General features: G+C 58.3%; 20 protein-coding genes and 2 tRNA genes. 21 read left to right on the plus strand and 1 reads right to left on the minus strand.

The genetic code is table 11. From position 1 onward, the window contains the following. Positions 1 to 1,049, minus strand: a 1,049-nt coding sequence (locus tag ITP53_RS25915; RefSeq protein WP_195898048.1) for a tyrosine-type recombinase/integrase, incomplete at its 3' end; no start/stop codon positions are given. A gap of 136 nt (positions 1,050 to 1,185) precedes the next feature. Here ITP53_RS25915 and ITP53_RS25920 point away from each other — a divergent pair. From ITP53_RS25920 to ITP53_RS26015, 21 genes are all read left to right on the plus strand, one after another. Then, on the plus strand, positions 1,186 to 1,434 hold the full coding sequence (locus ITP53_RS25920) for a hypothetical protein (protein ID WP_195898049.1): 249 nt from the start codon (positions 1,186 to 1,188) through the stop codon (positions 1,432 to 1,434). A gap of 298 nt (positions 1,435 to 1,732) precedes the next feature. Beyond that, entirely contained in the window at positions 1,733 to 2,035 is a 303-nt protein-coding gene (locus tag ITP53_RS61245; RefSeq protein WP_407941301.1) for an HNH endonuclease, read from the plus strand. 1,093 nt (positions 2,036 to 3,128) lie between these two features. After that, positions 3,129 to 3,704, plus strand: a complete 576-nt coding sequence (locus ITP53_RS25930; protein WP_195898051.1) for a hypothetical protein — start codon at positions 3,129 to 3,131, stop codon at positions 3,702 to 3,704. 232 nt (positions 3,705 to 3,936) lie between these two features. Then, entirely contained in the window at positions 3,937 to 4,125 is a 189-nt protein-coding gene (locus ITP53_RS25935) for a hypothetical protein (RefSeq protein WP_195898052.1), read from the plus strand. Positions 4,126 to 4,244: 119 nt separating this feature from the next. Next, entirely contained in the window at positions 4,245 to 4,502 is a 258-nt protein-coding gene (locus ITP53_RS25940; protein WP_195898053.1) for a hypothetical protein, read from the plus strand. A gap of 58 nt (positions 4,503 to 4,560) precedes the next feature. Continuing rightward, positions 4,561 to 4,995, plus strand: coding sequence for a hypothetical protein (locus ITP53_RS25945; protein WP_195898054.1), 435 nt, complete (start codon positions 4,561 to 4,563; stop codon positions 4,993 to 4,995). Positions 4,996 to 5,488: 493 nt separating this feature from the next. Further along, entirely contained in the window at positions 5,489 to 6,082 is a 594-nt protein-coding gene (locus ITP53_RS25950) for an endonuclease domain-containing protein (protein WP_195898055.1), read from the plus strand. Positions 6,083 to 6,187: 105 nt separating this feature from the next. Then, the gene (locus tag ITP53_RS59400; RefSeq protein ID WP_268961140.1) at positions 6,188 to 6,310 is read left to right on the plus strand and encodes a hypothetical protein; all 123 of its coding nucleotides are present in this window, start codon (positions 6,188 to 6,190) and stop codon (positions 6,308 to 6,310) included. 92 nt (positions 6,311 to 6,402) lie between these two features. Beyond that, the gene (locus ITP53_RS25955; protein WP_195898056.1) at positions 6,403 to 6,636 is read left to right on the plus strand and encodes a hypothetical protein; all 234 of its coding nucleotides are present in this window, start codon (positions 6,403 to 6,405) and stop codon (positions 6,634 to 6,636) included. A gap of 288 nt (positions 6,637 to 6,924) precedes the next feature. Further along, the gene (locus tag ITP53_RS25960) at positions 6,925 to 7,719 is read left to right on the plus strand and encodes an HNH endonuclease (RefSeq protein WP_195898057.1); all 795 of its coding nucleotides are present in this window, start codon (positions 6,925 to 6,927) and stop codon (positions 7,717 to 7,719) included. Positions 7,720 to 7,833: 114 nt separating this feature from the next. Next, the gene (locus ITP53_RS25965) at positions 7,834 to 8,226 is read left to right on the plus strand and encodes a hypothetical protein (RefSeq protein ID WP_195898058.1); all 393 of its coding nucleotides are present in this window, start codon (positions 7,834 to 7,836) and stop codon (positions 8,224 to 8,226) included. Positions 8,227 to 8,247: 21 nt separating this feature from the next. Beyond that, a complete protein-coding gene (locus ITP53_RS25970) occupies positions 8,248 to 9,786 on the plus strand; it encodes a terminase large subunit (RefSeq protein WP_195898059.1) in 1,539 nt (512 codons plus the stop codon). Between the two features lie 194 nt (positions 9,787 to 9,980). Next, on the plus strand, positions 9,981 to 11,123 hold the full coding sequence (locus ITP53_RS25975; protein WP_195898060.1) for a phage portal protein: 1,143 nt from the start codon (positions 9,981 to 9,983) through the stop codon (positions 11,121 to 11,123). Next, positions 11,116 to 11,685: an HK97 family phage prohead protease gene (locus ITP53_RS25980; RefSeq protein WP_195898061.1), complete on the plus strand. Its 570-nt coding sequence runs from the start codon at positions 11,116 to 11,118 to the stop codon at positions 11,683 to 11,685. Before ITP53_RS25975 ends, ITP53_RS25980 begins: the two co-directional genes overlap by 8 nt. Before the next feature lie 88 nt (positions 11,686 to 11,773). Next, on the plus strand, positions 11,774 to 12,016 hold the full coding sequence (locus tag ITP53_RS25985) for a hypothetical protein (protein WP_195898062.1): 243 nt from the start codon (positions 11,774 to 11,776) through the stop codon (positions 12,014 to 12,016). Between the two features lie 37 nt (positions 12,017 to 12,053). Continuing rightward, positions 12,054 to 12,132, plus strand: a tRNA-Met gene (locus ITP53_RS25990). A 53-nt stretch (positions 12,133 to 12,185) separates the two neighbouring features. Continuing rightward, positions 12,186 to 12,258: transfer RNA gene (locus ITP53_RS25995), tRNA-Trp, on the plus strand. Between the two features lie 177 nt (positions 12,259 to 12,435). After that, positions 12,436 to 13,728, plus strand: coding sequence for a phage major capsid protein (locus ITP53_RS26000; protein WP_195898063.1), 1,293 nt, complete (start codon positions 12,436 to 12,438; stop codon positions 13,726 to 13,728). A 1,025-nt stretch (positions 13,729 to 14,753) separates the two neighbouring features. After that, positions 14,754 to 15,176 carry a hypothetical protein gene (locus ITP53_RS26005; RefSeq protein ID WP_195898064.1) on the plus strand — a complete coding sequence of 141 codons (423 nt, stop codon included), beginning with the start codon at positions 14,754 to 14,756 and terminating at the stop codon, positions 15,174 to 15,176. A gap of 503 nt (positions 15,177 to 15,679) precedes the next feature. Further along, positions 15,680 to 16,129 carry a hypothetical protein gene (locus ITP53_RS26010; protein ID WP_195898065.1) on the plus strand — a complete coding sequence of 150 codons (450 nt, stop codon included), beginning with the start codon at positions 15,680 to 15,682 and terminating at the stop codon, positions 16,127 to 16,129. A gap of 53 nt (positions 16,130 to 16,182) precedes the next feature. Then, positions 16,183 to 17,628, plus strand: a complete 1,446-nt coding sequence (locus ITP53_RS26015; RefSeq protein WP_195898066.1) for a hypothetical protein — start codon at positions 16,183 to 16,185, stop codon at positions 17,626 to 17,628. Positions 17,629 to 17,666 lie beyond the last annotated feature (38 nt).

A 17,666-nucleotide genomic window follows, 5' to 3' on the forward strand; every position in this document is an offset into this window, starting at 1 on the left:
GAACCCCGCCTGACGACAGAGATCGTGGAGAGCCCGTTGCCGAGAGATCGGCACGGCGGGTTCGGCGAGCGGCCTGGGGAAACGGACCGAGAGCAATCCCGGCACCGCGCCCCAGGCCGACTCAACAACCGTGTGCCCTTCTCTAGTCCAGCCTTCTCGACACCTTCCCTCCAGCACTCATTGAACGACTTCCGCTGAACGATCCGACGACAGCGATTGGTGATGAGAACCTTGTCGGGGCCTTGGTCGTGTTGAGCTATGTGCCGATTGATCTCGTCGAGCAGGAAGTCATCGATCGGAAGTGACCTCTTGCTGGCCTTCGTCTTCAGCTCGACCAGCTTTCCGCCTTGTGCTTGCTTGAGGACCTGAACCCGTTTCCTGAGGAAGTCCACCCGAGGAAGGGTCAGCCCGAGAGCTTCCCCTTCTCTGAGTCCCAAGCCGGCGCCCAACCACACTGCCAACCTGTATCTGGGAGTGATGAACGCGGCCAAGGCAACGACGGCCGAGGGCGGGAGAGGCTCCACTAGTTCCTTCTCGATGGTCGGTAGAGGAACTCGGGTACAGGGGTTGGCCGGTATCACACCATCGTCCACAGCAGCCTGCATCATGGCCCGAAGGACCGAGAAGACTGTGTGAGTGGTGGACGGAGCAAGCCTGAGCGATGCGACGAAGGCTTTCATATCACTACGACTGAGGGTCCCCATCCTGCGATCACCGAGAAGCGGGATGATGTGGGCCCTGATGTGCGTCCTGTAGGTGTCTGAGGAGTTCTTCCTGAGGTGGACCTGAGCAGGTAGGTACTTGGCCTCTGCATACTCTCGGACCTTCACCGCACCGTTCTTGGGGTCGAAGCCTGGAGTTGTCTGCTGCGCGGCCTCCATCTTCTTGTGGTGAGCCTCAGCCTCGGTCTTCTTGGTGAATGCCTCGGTCTGCTCTCGGCCGTTGACCCCCATCCAGCAGGCTAACCACCTCTTTCCTCTGCCGTTCTTCTTGGTGGGCTTCCTCGTCGGGCCTGTGCCGCTGAACCACTGATCTTTGACTCTTCCCATGCACCGCTCCTCTCCTTCGTCGTTCCGCTAGCCAATCTAGGTGCTCTATGCGCTCTACGTCTACTGTCCAGCTCACTTCTCATAACCGCTGCTCACCTACCACTGCTCACGCTGTTCGCACCTAGGAGGTACTCGTATGAACCCTGTTGCTATGTCCGTTACCGCGAGCCTGATCACGTTCTTCCTCACGGGTCTCCTTGGCTTAGGTGGCCGGCTGATGCTGAAGTCCCTGAAGAGATGGATGGACGAGGAGATCAAGTCACGACTCGTCCCCAATGGTGGGTCCTCGATCGACGACAAGCTGAGACGCATTGAGAAGTCTGTGACTGCCTTGATGGAACTGCACGAGGAAGATCCGACACACGCTCACAACACAAGGCCCTAGCGACGCAACACAGGTGGATCGTTTGTGTCGCGCCTGAGACGGCTCCTGCGGGCCTATCAGACTGAAGTGGTCTCCCAGTACCGGGGAAGGCTCCAAGGCGCTCACAAAGCCGTACAGAGCCCTCCAGGACTGTCTAGGGGCTGTGGGACTCTGAGCCGCACCGAGCGAGGAGTCCCCAGTCTTACCCTCGAAGCTCTCAGATCGATTCTAAGGGCCTCTGAGGGTCGGCCCTAGTCCATGTACCCAGAACGGCTGTGAGGCCCTGAGATTCCCGCTGTGTCGCTCTCTAGGAGGTGTCATGCCGTTACGCCCGTGTGGAACCTGTAGGAGGCCAGTCCCCGACGGTCGGTGTGCTGCGCACCCTCCCGCGGCCAACAGGTACAGGCCCAACAAGCCGAGGGGACCGTATGGCACTGCTGAGTTCAAGAGGAACCGTCTGATCGTCCTGGATGCTGCGGGGTGGACGTGCGTGGTCCGAGGGTGTGGTGCCTACGCCGATACCGCTGACCACATCACTCCATGGACCAAGGGTGGCAGCTCAGCCGTCGAGAACCTTCAGGCGATGTGCCGGCCTCACAACTCGGGTAAGAGAGACCGCTAGGGAGCTCTGATAAGCGCGATCGATAGGAGTGCTGGCAAGAGGGATCGGTGAACACATGTCAGGCATAGGTTGCTAGATGCCCAGGTCAACCCTATGTGACCTATCTCACACCCCTGGAATGTTCGGGATCCTTGATTTTTACACCTTTATATAAGTGAGGGACCAAAGAGGGGCGGAGGTTCACCGGAGCGGACAGCCGAGGCATCGAGGAGGCTCCGTCATGGGTCGCCTCCTGCCCAACCCCTCGACGACCTCGGACAGATACACCGTGGATCTTGAAACCTCAGAGTGCCTAGTTGGAGCCCCAGATACCCTCTCAACGTTGCAGGTCAAACCACGTGACGCAGATCACACTTGAGAATCCGCCGCTTTTCGTGATTTGCCGCCCTATATACACATGTAGAGGGGAAAGAGGAGACGAGCCTCGACGGCGGAGTCTCCTCATCGCCTCCACACCCGCTTCGCTCTGCTGACGCCCCTGAGGCCCTGAGAGCGGCTGTGCGGGCCTGTGAGCGTCTCTCTGGTACCGACTAAGCGCAGCACCTCCACTCCGTGATGCGCTGCTACCCAAGATGGCTCTGAGTCGCTTAGGGAGCTTCTCAGGGCTTCGAGACAAGAAGTTGGAGCCCCAAGCACCCTCATCTCGCCGGATTCCTAGATTTGGCGGGTTATAAACAAGTGAGAGGGGAAAAGGGGTACAGCATCCATCGGCAGGTGTCCAGAGCCCTCAGGCAAGAAGTTGGAGTACCAGGCACCTAGAATGTTCGGAATCCTCGATTTTTACACCTTTATACAAGTGAGAGGGGAAAGAGAGGGCATGGCTCCGGCCGAGGGGCCTATGCCGAGGCTGACAGCTCCTCCCACTTCGCTGACAGCTCCGTTGCCCGGAACACTCCTGACACGTCCAAGATTCTTTAGAGCCCAACCCCAGGTCAGAGTGATGGCTCAAAAAAAGTTGCTCGAAACCTGTGCAGGATCGGGGATTTTAACACGTATACACCTATGAGAGAACAAGAGAGCAAACCCCTCCGCACCACCAAGGCCCCACCGGCTTGACGCCTAAGGGGCCTTTCGCATGTCCAAGGAGACACCCGTGAAGACCAGCACCAAGGCTTGTAAGCACTGCACCACCGCCTACGAGGTTCCTGCACGTCGAGGACGGACCAAGGACTTCTGCTCTGACCCTTGCCGTACCACCTACCGGAGGGCGTACAAGGCTGAGTACAAGAGGGACAACGGCAGCAAGTGCGAGGGATGCCTGAAGACGAAGTTCATGGAGGAGTACGAGCGGACCTGTTCCCCCTGGTGCTCTGAGGTCGTCAAGCTGATGGAGGGCTACGACGGCGTACGAGGGCTTACCCGAGAGCAGGCCGTGGTGGTTGCGGATGCTGAGGGTTGGCCCAAGGTGAACCTCCCGCACCGTCCCCGCATCAACGACCTGGAGCAGCTACAGAGGTACGAACTCGCTCCGGTGATACACGAGGACGGAGGTTGGTCACACGGGGACTACCGCATCATCACCTGTGACAGCGACTTCGAGTCCTACGACGACAACGCTTTCGGGGTGCGTGACTGGATCGCTGACGATGACAACACACCCTACGCGAGGCTGGCACGGGATCCTGAGGCTACGGCGTGGTTGAACGAGAACAAGGGTTGGCACCTCTGACCTCGGCGAGTAGTCTTTTTGGTATACATAGGAGGGCATAGCATCTAGCGGAGCATCACGAAGAGACTGCGAAGCTCCTATGGTGTGCTTGTAAGTCCCTCCGAACCACAGCCACCCCCACGCTAGACCATAGCACAAGCGGCCAGTCCTGTCTCTCGACGTCCTGGCCATACCTAGCATGCCTACAATGCCTACAGTCGGGACCTGAGCGATCAGTTCCCTAGGAGACACCATGAGCAGCACCGCACCGACGTTCTATCGCTCGCAGCCCGCTGACAGTGACAACGCCCGGGAGCCCAATGAGGCGACCATGGCGAAGATTCGGGAGATCGAGCAGGCCCTGACCGACGGCTTCGCGATGATGGATGACTACTTCGAGAGGATCAACGCCAAGCTCGACGACATGGGCTTCTCCCGCTGATCGCTTCACTGACGCTCCGCTAGACCTCACAGCTTCATAGACGTACGACCTCAGAGCCCCTTTGGCATCCGTGCCGGCGGGGCTCTCCTCATGTCCAGCAACCTCCCAAGGAGCGAACCATGCACATGGAATCCCGCGACACCAACCCTGTGATCGAGAACTTCATCATGGACTCGATCGAGCGCGGCAGTGACTGGAAGCAGGGCCTTGAATACCTGGAGTTCATCCTCACCGAGTGCACCTACGTCAACGACAACGGCACGATCCGGAAGCTGATGAGGCGGTTCAAGCCGATGGGGTTCGTCCGGGCAAGGGCGCTGCTCCAGGAACTTCCGATCGAGCGCGATGACCTAGGCCGTTGGGTCCACGCAGCCTGACGACCGACACACCCACCGTCTGACCTCTCAGGCGCGAACCTCCTAAGGAGATAGAACGATGACCTCAGAAGTGCACGACATCACGCTAGACGCCCTCGACGAGCTGGAGCTTACGTGGAACGACGCTCCGCAGCCTGAGCCCGAGGCCGGTAACCGTCAGTGGGGCAAGGTCTTCCAGCAGTTCTCAGGAGAGGTCGCAAAGGAAAGCTCAGGGCCTGGTCCTTACCGCCTCCTGCTCGCTGCCATGTCCAGGGCCGATAACCAAGGGCACGCTCTGTTCGCACCAGGAGAGCTACAGGAGATCCTCGGCAAGAACGGCAAGCCAGCCTCCAGGAGGACCGTGTTCAACGTCCTGGAGGTTCTCCGAGAGGACGGCCTGACCTACGGAGGCGGCGGTGAGCACTGTGTGTGGCTGTCCCGAGAGTTCTGGTCCAGGGGTCGAGCCTCGTCGGGGTACTGCCGGGTGCACAAGACGAGCGGCTATCCAGGCTGAGTGCTAAAAAGCTGCACTGGCGAGTGAAGAAAAGCTGCACTGGACGAGTCTCCTACCTGCCAGGATGCGAACTCCTCTAAGAGGCTCTAATCCATGGACGGGTAATAGAACCCCTGGTAGGAGGCTGGAATCCAAAGGGAAGCCTCCTTACTCCGTATCGGCTTCCTAGTAGTTGGTGACTGCCTCACTGTCGTTCGGCTACCAGAAGGTTGGCCGACCGGAGGAAGAGGCCAACCAGTCCATGGGTCCCTGCCTCATCGGCTTCCCATGTACTACCCCTGATGAAGAAAGAAGTAAGTCACCAGTCCTGGCTTAGGCCGTCCTGGTGCTAGAGGGTCCGACCTCCAAGAGGACCCTCGTAGAAAGAAGTAACTAACCACTCCACTCGTACCTCGTTCCGTTAACCATCCAAGCTGTCGAGTCCAGTTTGGGCTGTCCTCGACCTTTACCACTCCAGGCATGCTAACCAAACCTCCAAGACCTGAGGAACATCATGACCAACCAGCCTGAGCAGTTCTGCATCGGCCACATGGCCTCTCACTACCTCTCCTCGTTCTACTCCGAATACCCCATGTGCAAGGAGGCTGGCCGAGACATGAAGCTTCGAGGCCAGTTCTCCATCTCAGCCGATGAGTACGATTCCATGTTGGAGGCCCAAGGCTACTGCTGTGCTCTCTGCGGTAAGTCCGAGGTCGAGAACGCAATGACGAAGGCCGACGGGAGTGTCAAGCCTCGGAAGCTGGCTGTAGACCACTGGCACGGATGTACTCACCAGCCTACGGACAAGCACCTCTCCTGCGGTCGGTGCATTCGGGCTCTGCTCTGCAACGAGGACAACATCCAGCTCACTGAGGCAGTCGAGAAGTACCTCCTGTCTCTCACTTCCTTCGAGGTCATCGAGAAGTACGGAGAGGCCAGCAAGGAACTGCGTCAGTGGCGTTACCTGATGAGGTTCAACCGACGTATGCAAGAGGACATCCCGCCCTACGGCCTCGACTACTTCCCGAACTCACCGGTCTTTGAGAACAGCGTGAGGCGATACACCGAGGAGCTTCACTACATGTCCTCTGCTGTTGGCATCGCCTGATTAACCCCAAGACGTTCTGAGAGGCCCCCTAAGGCTCCATGCCGGTGGGGGCCTAGTCATTCCACCACCCAATCTTCACAGCCCCTTAGAAAGGCACACAGGCACATGAACGAGTACCCCACCACCGAAGAGTTCTGCAAGCTCAGCTCCGACGAACAGCACCGCCTTATCTACCAGCTGTTCGAGGACATCAAGGACACCATGGACCGCATCCTCGACAAGCACTGATCAGCTCGACCGCTTAGCCATCCCCACTGCACTTCGTTCCGTTCCATTGCCATCCCCACTCCATTCGAGTACTAGGCAAAGGGAAAAGAACCATGGGTTACGACGCGCTTCAGGACTGGATCACGAGCTACAACCAGGCCCGCCCCAACATCCACAACACCACGCCGCTGGCCAGCACCCATCGCAGGGAGTATGCCGAGATGCGTTGCCTGGGCTGTGGCAATGAGGATTGGGCCAAGTCCGGTGACATCTCCTACCGCTGTTCGCCCTGTCGCAGGAGCCGATACACGCTAGGTCTGTCGAGGATCGTCAAGCAGTTCATCTGATCCCAACTGAGAACTGGTAGGCGCGACACACTCACTTCGTGGCGCGTCGCTGGGGAGTGCCTACTGATGGGCGCTCCCCTTCTTGCTGCTCATGACTAGTTCAACCAATCAACGCATCATCACTATCACTCGAAGGACTAACCAACATGTGCGAGTTCTGTGGTCGTCGTCCGATCAGAAGCCAGAAGAGCAAGGCGTGCAACCGCTGTCACACCAGGCTGCACCGGAAGGGGAAGTGATCCCAAGCCAACCGAGAGCTTCAATCGTAAGACCAACCAAGGAGAAGTAATGGCTAAGATCGCATGCTCAGGTTGTGGAGATCTGAAGGTCGTCCCCGCGGGTAAGACCGAAGTCCTCTGTCACCCATGCCGGCGGACTCGTAAGCAGAAGTCGTGCGAGGTGTGTGGCACTGACTTCACTACCTATCGCCTCGGGTACGACGCCTGCGGCCAGGAATGTGGGAAGGTTCTCGCCTCACGACGCCACCCTAATCCGAACTACGGCAAGCCTAAGACCTCTCGGCCATGTGAAGGCTGCGGTGAGGACTTCATTCCGAACCGTGAGACCAGGCCACAGAAGTGCTGCTCCCGTGAGTGCGGCGTCAAGGTCAGACCACCGCGGGCGCGTAAGGAACCTGAGCTTAAGGTCATCGAGATCAATGAGGTTGCCTGCGCTGAGTGTGGTGACCCAACCATCTACGTCGGAGTACCCAAGAAGTATTGCTCAGACGAGTGCAGCAAGACAGTCCACAACCGTCGAGCCCTCAAGCGAATCCTCAACAAGTACCACAGCAATCCCGCCTACCGAGATGAGGTCCTTGCCCGAGCACATGCCAGACGAGCAGACAAGTTAGGGCTGGGTTCAGCAAAGGTCGTGCTCTCACACCTGATCGAGAGAGACGAGAAGGTGTGCGGGATCTGTAGTGCACTGGTCGTCGATACCACTGGGCCAATGAAGCCGAGCATCGACCACATCATTCCGTTGAGTCGAGGCGGAGAGCACAGCATGACCAACGTCCAGCTCTCGCACTACCGATGCAACCTGAGCAAGAACAACAAACTCGAATCGGAGATGGCAGCGTAGCTCACAGTGACCCAATTATTCCCGTGCGTTAGGGGAAGACCTGACCCTGTTACCTCCTCGAAAAAGATGTGTACGGGTTGGGGAGTTTCACTAACTTGAAAGGAGGCTCAGCGCATGCCTGGACCGCTACCTAAGGCCGACAAGACAAGGCGCAACAAGCCCAGGACACTCGACGCTCGTAACGGAGAAGTGCCCGAGGCTCCCGAGAACCTACCCGATTACCTGCTGCCTGCGTGGATCGCTTACTGGGGGTCCGCGGCTGCATCGCTCATAGACGTGGATAGTGACCTGGTCCTGGTTGCCCGTCTGTTCAGGGCCTATGCCGCGATTGATGAGGCCACGTCGAGGCTTGAAGAGGAGTTCTCGACCGCTGCCATCAATACGTTTGTGAAGCTCTCGGCAGAAGCCCGCATGCTCGAAAACGCACTTGGTTGCTCTCCTCGTAGCCGTGCTGCCCTTGGTGTAACGAGTTCTGATTCCAATGGCTCACTAGACGATTACCTGTAGCCCTCAAGGAGGTGGTGAGGCATGAGTGATTGGACCAAGCTACCTCCTCGATTCCTGGAAGCCCTCACCAAGCACAACGGGCCTATCCCTCCTCCCGAGCGCACCCTTGGACCACAGATCGTTGAGTGGCTAAGCAAGGTAGCGGTCTTCGGAGAAGGGGATAGGTTCGGTCAGCCTGTAGTGCTAGAGCCATTCCAACGGGCCATCTTCTGGAAGCTATTCGAGCTGAAGGATGATGGCTCCAGGCGTTACCGCTTCGCCCTCATCAGCCTAGGTAAGGGCAGTGGGAAGACTCCTCTCGGTGGTTGGGTAGCGACCGCTGAATTGGCCGGCCCTGTGGTCTTCGATGGTTGGAATCCTGATGGAAGTCCGAAGGCCACACGAAGGACTTCCCCTGACATCCTGGTAATGGCCTCTAGCTACATGCAGGCCGACATGATCCTTGATGAGGTCCGAACTACCTTCACCGAGGGTCCTCTAGCCAAGCACGCCAATACCTTTCAGGGTGTTGTCCAGCTCAAGGGAAGCCGCGGTAAGGCCAGACGGATCCCCGCAACGGTTAGACAGGCTGACGGCTCGAAGGCCACCGTGCTCCTGATCGACGAAGCCCACGAGCTGATAACCGAGCGCCACGAGAATGCTTACGATGTGGCCGCGGCTGGTACTGCTAAGCGCTCTGATTCGCTGACTGCCCTGTTCTCAACGGCCGGCTACGACCTGAGCACCCTCTTTGGTAAGCAGGTCGCTAGAGGGCTCCGAGGTGACTTCACCGACGAGGAGCTGTTCTTCTACATGCAGGCCGAGGAAGGTCTTGATCCCACCAATGATGAGGATATCGCCAAGGGCATCACGCAGGCGAACCCTCTTGTTGAGTCGGGTATCGCCAATGTCAACAGGCTGGTATCGCAGTTCAAGTCCATGCCAGTCTTCCGAGCTAAGCGGTATCTGTGGAACCAGTGGACGAATACGGATGAGTCCTGGCTTCCAGTCGGTGCTTGGGATAGGTGCAAGGGAGAGACCACCTTTGACCCCTCGCTCCCTACGTGGCTCGGGGTGGACATGGCTATCAAGAGGGACTCTGCCGCGGTGGTGATGCTGCAACGGCGCCTCGATGGCAAGTTGCAGGCTTCCTCTCGTATCTGGTTTCCCAATGGTGAGCTTATCGACCAGGAGGAGGTTGACGACTACATCCGCTCTGTCTGTGCGACTCAGAACGTCCTGTGGATAGGAGCTGATGAAGCTTGGTGGCCAACACTCCCGACTCTCGAAGCTGAGGGCCTACCGATCGTACGTGTCCCTCAAATGGGTCGGAATATGGTCTACGCCTACTCCAAGACCTACCGAGTGATTGTTGACGGTGTGCTTGTCCATGACGGCGCACCAGACTTCAGTGACCAGATCGCCTCAGCCGTACCGCAGTCCACAGACGGAGGTTGGCGACTACGTAAGGGCAAGCAGAAGCGCCGTATCGACTCATGCCCCGCACTGGCAGGAGCTGTCTTTGTGTCCGAACTTGAAGTTGAAACCGAACCCGTAATCCCACGATCGGAGGTGTTCTAGATGGTCAAGAAGTACCTGTCTACGAAGTTCAAGCAGTGGTTCTCCCCTAAGCAGGGACCAGCCACAAGTCAATACATCGGCCTATGTATGTGCGTTGGTGGCCTCCTGGTCCTGGTTGGCTTCGGTTGGGCTCTCCTGGCGGCCGGCGTTATCACCACTGCCCTAGGAACTCTTAAGGAAATGGGGAGGCTCTGATGCTTGGAACGACCTTCACACGAGCTAAGAACATTGAGATCACAGACACCATCTCAGGGGCCTCGGAGCTGTTCGTCATCCATGACCACCTTGCCCCCGACTTCGCTACTGGTGCCTTCCGTGGTGGCATGTCTCTTCCTGGTGCCTGGAGAGCGGCCAACCTGATTGCTGACCTCATCGGCGGTATTCCTTGGCATGCCTACCGTGAGCGAGGGGGAGAGCCCGTAAGGAAGCTCGACCCTACTCCTCCCCTACTGGAACAGCCTGCACCGCCAGAGACTCGGATCAATACCTTCTCCTCGTGGGCGCTGGATCTGCTGTGGAACGGTAACGCGGTTGGGCTCATCGCTGACAGGAACTCTGATGGCTACCCGACTGCTGTGAACCCCGTTCCTTCGGACATGGTTCAGATTCGTCGAGTGACCGAGGGTATGGATAGCATCCTGCCGATTGGTGAGATCGAGTATTCCTTTGGGACTCTCAAGAACCTCGGCCCACACGACGTCATCCACATCAAGGGCCCGCACGCTCCTGGTGAACTCCGCGGCATGGGCGTCCTGGAAACTCACCTCGACACTCTCGGCCTCGGTAAGGAACAGAACAGACAGGCAAGGTCCCTCACCAAGCACGGCGTTCCTACTGGACTCCTGAAGTCGATGAACCCTGACCTGACCAAGCCGGAAGCCGAAACGCTGAAGGCTGGTTGGCTGGCTTCTCAGAGGGATCGTACGGTGGCTGTCCTGAATGCCTCTACCGAGTTCGTTCCGCTGTCCTGGAATCCGGAGGAGCTTCAGTTGGTCGAGGCCCGCAAGTTCACTCTCCACGAACTCGCGCTCATCTTCGGGATTCCGCTCTCGTTCCTTGGTGTGGAGCAGTCGAGCAGGACTTACACCAACGTCGAGCAGGAGGCGGTGAACATCCTCAAGTTCTCGCTGAACGGTCACCTGGTGAGGTTCGAGCAGGCTCTCTCACTTCACTTCCCGAATGGGACTTGGGTGAAGGGCAATGTGGATGGCCTCCTTAGGTCGGACAGCCACACTCGCTACGAGACGCACAAGATTGGCCTCGACGCCGGCTTCCTCACTATCAACGAGGTCCGGGAGCTTGAGGACCTTCCCCCGATTGGAGATGCGAATGAGTGACAGTGCAGACATCGTCTATCGCAGCTACGTCCCAGACCTCGAAGTCCGCTCTGCCGCTAAGGGTGGTGATGGGCGTACCGTCGTTGGCCTAGCGGTGCCCTACAACAGCCCTCAGAGGATCGATGCGAGGCTCACCGAGCAGTTCGCCAGGTCAGCATTCAACCGTCAGCTAGAGGCAGCTCACAGGATTCCACTGACTCGGGAGCACATGGCCCATGGTGGAACTCTGATCGGTAAGACCATCCTGCTTCGAGATGACTCCGCAGGATTGTATGGCGAATGGCGTATCTCCCGGACTGCCGTTGGTGACGAGACGCTGGAACTCATCAAGGATGGCGTCCTGTCTCACCTGTCCGTTGGCTTCAGGTCCAAGCAGGATCGCAGGCTCCAGGACGGAACCATCGAGCGTGTCACTGCGGAACTCCGTGAAGTGTCTGTGGTCCTCGAAGGTGCCTATGGCGATCACGCCGCTGTGGCCGAGGTCCGCTCTATCGAGGAGGGCCTAACCCGACTCGAAGAGGCTCGTCAGATCTTCGCCAATCTCCCGATCCTCCCATCGTGACACCTCTCCGAGGCAGCACGACCTAACTATCCTTTCATCGACCATCCCCCAATGTAAGGAAACCCACATCGACTAAAGGAGTGTGCCTATGGAAATCCCTGAGTGGGGCTGGATTGCTTGGTTAGCTGTCTCGGCTGGTGGCTTCGCTGTTCTGGAAGGCATCGCCCTGGTAACCGAGGACAAGCCCGACACCCTGAGCGAGAACATCCGGAAGTGGCTGGGTATCGATCCTGTGTCCAAGAGGAAGCGTGTGGCTGTGCCTGTGTTCGCCGGCTCCCTCATCGCCTTCCTGGCCTGGTTCATCCCCCACATCGTCTGGTCCATCTGGTAAAGCGCAACCAACCTCGTTCCTTGTGGGCGGGGTTCGTAGCGGGTTAGGGGAGTTCGGCCGTCCCCGCTGTCCTCATAAGTCAGAGATCGCAGGTTCAAATCCTGTACCCGCCACCACACCACCTCACGTGACTGCGTAGCTATATGAGTCCGTGCAGGTGGTGCATCTATGGCTAGTAGCTCAATTGGCAGAGCAACCGCCTCCAAAACGGTAGGTTCTCGGTTCGAATCCGGGCTAGCCAGCAACCTCAAGCCAAGTGCACAGGCCCGAGGAACAGAAACACATCGACACCTCAACCCCTAGTCCTGCTTGTGGGATGACACCTCGGCTTATCCTCCGGACGCCGACACCTCATCTTGGGCCCTACGTTGACACCTCGATCATCCATGAATGCAGTGCTAACGAAAGGACTTACCACCATGACGAACCCGTACCTCAAGAAGCTCCGCGGCCAGTACGACAGCCTCAAGGTCAGCATGGAAGGTCTCCAGACCCGAGCTGCGGACGAGGGTCGTGACCTGTCTGAGGATGAGCTTCGTTCCGTCAAGGACCAGAGCGCTACCGCGAAGGGCCTGGCCGAGCAGATCGAGTCCCTGACCGAGATCGAGAACCGTAACCGGAAGGTGGCTGAGCTTGCGACCGCTGCGGAGGGCACTGAGCAGACTCGCGCCCTGGGCATCACTGCCACCGATCGGGACCCTGGCCACTACCGCAAGGATGGGGGTCACTCATTCTTCGGTGACCTCTACCGCGCTCGGTCCCTCGGTGACGACGTGGCCAGTGACCGACTGACCCAGCACAACCGAGCCCTGTCCACTGGTACGAACGGCCCTGGCATTGTTCCTCCGAAGTGGATGACCGATGAGTTCGCGGCGCTCCCCTATCAGGGTCGCGCTCTGGCCAACGTCGTCCGGAACATTCCCCTGGGCAGTGACGCTCGACCGATCACGCTCCCGAAGCAGACGGCCGGCACTGCGGTTGGTGGTCAGGTTGGCGATGCCGAGAACGGCGCGATCGTCAGCACGGACGCCTGGGACTCGGACGTTGACACGATCGTTCCGAAGGCTGTTGCTGGTGCTCAGCTTGTCTCGCGTCAGATGCTCGACATGTCGTCTCCGGCGGTTGACATCCTGATCTACGGTGACCTCCTGGCGGCCTACAACAAGGAGATCGAGAACAAGCTTGGTGTTGCCCTGCTGGGTGTCGGTACTCCTCTGACGGCTACCCAGGCTCAGTTCATCGCCCACGCCTCGACTGGTGGGACGTTCGCGCCTGACCTGGTTGTGCGTGCGGGTGTGGCTGTCCGCAGTGCTCGTCACCAGGCGGCCAACATCCTGGCTATGACCCCTGACCGGTATGGCGAGTTCCTGATGCTGAAGGACTCCACTGGTCGTCCCCTGATCACCGATGGCTCTGAAGGCCCCATGAACGTTGTGGGTGTCGGCTCGGTCAACGTCGATGGTCGGATCAAGGGCTTCGGTGTCGTGGTCTCGGCTGGTATGGACGACGCTACGGCTAACCAGGACTCGTTCTCGGTGTTCCACTCGCCTGATGTCCTGCTGTTCGAGTCCAACCTTCTGCGCTTCCGCTACGACGAGCCCAATGGCCCTGAGTCGGTGAAGCTCGGTATCTGGCGGTATGCGGCTGTGGCTGTTCGTCAGGGTACTCGTGCGGTGAAGAACGTCGAGATCGACACCACTCCTGCCGGCTGACCAATCCCGTTGAGAGCCGTTCCCTTTCGAGGGGGCGGCTCTCTTCCCTTTCACCACTTCGCTACCGCTCCGTTAGGAGGCTCTATGACTTGGCCACCGACGATAGATGACCTGAAGAGTGACCTCGGGATTGCTTCTGATGACACCCGAGACGACTTGAGACTTACCGCCATGCTCCAGGCTTCGATGGCCTACGTCGAGAGAGTGCGTCCGGAGTTCGACTATACGGAGGACGCTGAGGATGTCCCTTCCTATGACCTGGTCCTGGGGACTATCCGTCTCGCTGGCCGTTGGCACACTCGCCGGCGCTCTCCTGATGGCCTGGTGAATATGGCCGAACTTGGAGCCTCACGAGTGCCGTCCTTTGACCCTGACATCGAGAAGCTACTTGGCGTAGGGCGTTATCGAGCGTCGGTGATTGCGTGAACGCGGTTACCGGACTACGTACGTCTCTGAGCGCCTCTCTAAAGGCCGTACAGGGTGCGAGGGTATACGAGGACCCTGGAGCTTCAATGGACCCTCCTGCACTCCTTGTGGGGCCTCCTGAGCTTATGTGGGAAGGCTACGGTGCTGCTCCCTCTGGTGCTCGGGTCATGGTCTATGTGCTTGTCCCTGCGGATGACCGTGTGCTGGAAAGACTCGGCGAACTGGTCACAGAGGTAGCCGAGGTCATCGATAGCACTCCGGATTCTGTCGTCCTCCGTGCTACTCCAGGGACGTTCACCACGGGCGGTTCAGAGCTACCAAGCTACGAAATTCTGGTCGAGGTAGCCCTGTAATCGGGAGCTTCAGACGTGACATAGAAGCTCCCTCGGAGATGCCCCTAAGTACCGTCTGGAGGCATCTCAAAAGCCCTGGTCGCAGGATCGCGTAGTTCCACAGGAGCGATCCTAGGCCGAATGTGGCGTTGACCCTATACCTAGTACCCCTCCGAAACACGACTCCTTAGAATCCGTCCTGGAGACACGACACATTCACTCCGTGGTGCGTCGCTAACCCCGGGACCAGCAGAAAGGACCCCTAACATGGTGGCACATCACCGCAAGCTGAAGACCATTACCCTGACCGTCGATGAGAGTTCCTGGCAGCAGCAACTCTCGAATTGGACGCTCGAAAATAACAGCGAGGATGGCGAGAAGTTCTACACGTTCAGCCCTGATGGCGAGTTCCGCGAGGAGGCCGAGCCTGACTATGCGCTGACCCTCACGTTCTTCTCGGACTGGACTGCTACCGGCATCTCGGATTACCTGGTTCTCAACGATGGCACTGATGCCGACTTCGTTCTGACTCATCGTCCGGATGTTGCCGCGGAGACTGTGATCTGGACTGGCAAGGTTCGTATCAAGGCTCCCAATGTCGGCGGTGAGGCCAGGACGACCGAGACGCAGGAAGTCACTCTCCAGTGCATCGGTAAGCCTGTCTACTCTCGGCCTGTTACTGAGGGCTGATCTAACCAACTCGGGAGGATTCCTTTAGGGGGATCCTCCCTTCTCTATGCCTCCACTCCGTTTCGTTAACACTCCACTCCTACCGAAGGGATTCACTCAATGATCACTCTGCATGTTGTTCCGGATGGTGCCGAGCCCTACACGGTGAAGGCAACCGCTCGTGACGTCCTTAAGTGGGAGCGTCTCGGTGGCGGTCGTTCTATCGCTGCCCTGGAAGAGGACATCAAGATGCGAGACATGTACGAGCTTGCTCACCTTGCCTCGCAGCGTACGAAGAACTTCACCGGCTCTCTTGAGTCTTTCGAGGATTCCTGTGACCTTTCCTTCGAGGAGGTTGAGGAAGGGGATTTTACCCAGTCGGCTCCTTCTACCGAGCCTGTATCTCCCTCGCAGTCGTCACCGGCATCTCCCCGACGGACTGGGCGAACGAGGGCGAGCAAGCAGTAAACACAGCCTTCCATCTCCTGGAGGAGGCCAACAAGAAAGCGAAGAGGTGATGTTGAATGGCCAAGGATTCTCTAACCATCAAGGTCCGTATCACTGGAGTTCGAGAGACCCTCAAGGCTTTCAAGGACCTCCCCGAGGATGCCAGTACCGAGCTTCGGGAAGGGACCCTCGCTCTGTCACAGCTCCTGGCCAAGAAGGTAGAAGCCGCAGGCAGGTCCGATTCTCCGCAGTCTGCTCTTGTGGCCGGCACGGTGAGGGCTCGTAAGGATCGTGTTCCCGTGATTGTGGCCGGCGGACCAAAGAAGGTCGGCTCTCGGAGGACTCCTGCTCGCAAGATTCTGTTTGGCTCGGAGTTCGGTGCCACCACGTTGAAGCAGTTCCGTCCGCATGTAGGCAACGGCAGCTATTGGTTCTTCCAGACCGTCGAGGCCCATCAGCACGAGATCGACAGTGCATGGAACAAGGTAGCCGGCGACATAGCAAGGAAGTTTGGAGGTGATGGGTGATGGCCAGCCCGAGTAGGACAGTCCGAGTTCGCTTCGATGGTGACGTTCAGGGCATGTCCAAGGCAGTCCAGCGTGGCGTCAAGGATATCCAGAAGTTCTCAGACGAGATAGGTAAGGTTGGCCGAGGTGGTGGTATCGCTAAGGGCCTGATGAGTGGAATCAAGGATGCTGCTGGCGGTGTGAAGGAATCCCTCTCCTCTGTCTTCCAGGGCGGATTAAAGGGAGCCCTGAGTACGCCCATAGTTGGCCCTGTCATCCTTGCTGCGTTGGCTGGTGTCGCCGCGGTGGCAGCTCCAGCAATAGCGACCATGATAGGTGGGGCGATAGTAGCTGGGTTAGGTGCTGCCTTCGTCGGAGTCGGTGTTGGCCTCCTCCTCGAAAACAAGAAGATCAAGAAGCAGTTCGAGGATGACTGGAAGAGCGTCAAGAAGACACTGACCGACGCGTTCAAGCCACTGATCCCTGTTCTGGATACGGTGCGCTCGGTGATGAAGTCGGTAGCCGATGAGTTCGCTCCGTTCATCAAGCAGGGTGCAGAGCTAGCCCAAGGTCCGCTGAAGCAGTTCGTAAAGGATCTCGGTGACGGATTCAAGGAACTGGCACCGACCCTAAAGCCACTCATGGAAGCCTTCTCGAACATCCTGCGTGACATCGGTCCTCAGCTACCTGGCCTCATGAAGAAGCTCTCAGAAAGCCTCAGCGGCCTATTCGATACGGTAGGCAAGAACAGCGACCTCATAGCAGCCATGTTCGTCACACTGGTCGATGGAGTCGTCTGGGGTATCGATGCGCTCAACTGGCTGATCAAGGTCTTCCGCGGCATCATCAATGTGGCCTTCGATGTATCAGCGTCCTTCCTCGACTTCGCTGATACAGCCCTAGGTGCCATTCAGTCTGTGGTCGATGCTGCTGCCAAGATTCCAGGCCCGATGCAGTCTACTTTCCAGAAGGTCTCTGCCTCGATCTCGGGTGCTCGGCAGACTCTCCAAGGGTGGTCGAGCGACATGAAGACCACCCCTAAGATTCTGAATCTGAAGGCCAACATCAACGACCTCAACAACAAGCTTGCGTCGGCTAGGGCTCAGCTCAAGGACCCTAACCTGACCAAGACTCGCGAGGCCAAGCTGAGGGCTGATATTGCTGACCTCCTCCGAAAGAAGCAGCAAGCTCAGGCATCCATCAACTCTCTCCAAGGTAAGACGGTATTCGTTAACGCCATCACCCGCTATAGCAGCATTGGACGTGGAACTGTGCTGGCACCTCGCGCTACTGGTGGCCCTGTTACCTCTGGCCGTTCCTACCTCGTTGGTGAGCGTGGCCCTGAGGTTCTCCAGATGGGTCAAGGCTCCGCAGGCAAGGTCACTCCTAACCACCAGCTCGGCAATGATGACCGTCCCATCGAGGTGAATGTGTTCCTCGGGGATCAGGAGCTTCGTGGCCTGGTTCGTTCGGAAGTCAGCGAGTCCAACAGGCAGCTCCGTCGAAGGGTGTCTGCGTAAGTCGCTAAGCAATGGCCCCAGAGAAGCCTGAGAGCGGA

It is taken from the genome of Nonomuraea cypriaca (assembly GCF_015645445.1).
Classification (GTDB): Bacteria; Actinomycetota; Actinomycetes; order Streptosporangiales; family Streptosporangiaceae; genus Nonomuraea; species Nonomuraea cypriaca.

Bases quoted from the DNA above. Each gene is read 5' to 3' on its own strand.
- ITP53_RS25920 (WP_195898049.1), top strand. From the start codon at position 1,186: ATGAACCCTGTTGCTATGTCCGTTACCGCGAGCCTGATCACGTTCTTC.
- ITP53_RS61245 (WP_407941301.1), top strand. From the start codon at position 1,733: ATGCCGTTACGCCCGTGTGGAACCTGTAGGAGGCCAGTCCCCGACGGT.
- ITP53_RS25935 (WP_195898052.1), top strand. From the start codon at position 3,937: ATGAGCAGCACCGCACCGACGTTCTATCGCTCGCAGCCCGCTGACAGT.
- ITP53_RS25940 (WP_195898053.1), top strand. From the start codon at position 4,245: ATGCACATGGAATCCCGCGACACCAACCCTGTGATCGAGAACTTCATC.
- ITP53_RS25945 (WP_195898054.1), top strand. From the start codon at position 4,561: ATGACCTCAGAAGTGCACGACATCACGCTAGACGCCCTCGACGAGCTG.
- ITP53_RS25950 (WP_195898055.1), top strand. From the start codon at position 5,489: ATGACCAACCAGCCTGAGCAGTTCTGCATCGGCCACATGGCCTCTCAC.
- ITP53_RS59400 (WP_268961140.1), top strand. From the start codon at position 6,188: ATGAACGAGTACCCCACCACCGAAGAGTTCTGCAAGCTCAGCTCCGAC.
- ITP53_RS25955 (WP_195898056.1), top strand. From the start codon at position 6,403: ATGGGTTACGACGCGCTTCAGGACTGGATCACGAGCTACAACCAGGCC.
- ITP53_RS25960 (WP_195898057.1), top strand. From the start codon at position 6,925: ATGGCTAAGATCGCATGCTCAGGTTGTGGAGATCTGAAGGTCGTCCCC.
- ITP53_RS25965 (WP_195898058.1), top strand. From the start codon at position 7,834: ATGCCTGGACCGCTACCTAAGGCCGACAAGACAAGGCGCAACAAGCCC.
- ITP53_RS25970 (WP_195898059.1), top strand. From the start codon at position 8,248: ATGAGTGATTGGACCAAGCTACCTCCTCGATTCCTGGAAGCCCTCACC.
- ITP53_RS25975 (WP_195898060.1), top strand. From the start codon at position 9,981: ATGCTTGGAACGACCTTCACACGAGCTAAGAACATTGAGATCACAGAC.
- ITP53_RS25980 (WP_195898061.1), top strand. From the start codon at position 11,116: ATGAGTGACAGTGCAGACATCGTCTATCGCAGCTACGTCCCAGACCTC.
- ITP53_RS25985 (WP_195898062.1), top strand. From the start codon at position 11,774: ATGGAAATCCCTGAGTGGGGCTGGATTGCTTGGTTAGCTGTCTCGGCT.
- ITP53_RS26000 (WP_195898063.1), top strand. From the start codon at position 12,436: ATGACGAACCCGTACCTCAAGAAGCTCCGCGGCCAGTACGACAGCCTC.
- ITP53_RS26005 (WP_195898064.1), top strand. From the start codon at position 14,754: ATGGTGGCACATCACCGCAAGCTGAAGACCATTACCCTGACCGTCGAT.
- ITP53_RS26010 (WP_195898065.1), top strand. From the start codon at position 15,680: ATGGCCAAGGATTCTCTAACCATCAAGGTCCGTATCACTGGAGTTCGA.
- ITP53_RS26015 (WP_195898066.1), top strand. From the start codon at position 16,183: ATGTCCAAGGCAGTCCAGCGTGGCGTCAAGGATATCCAGAAGTTCTCA.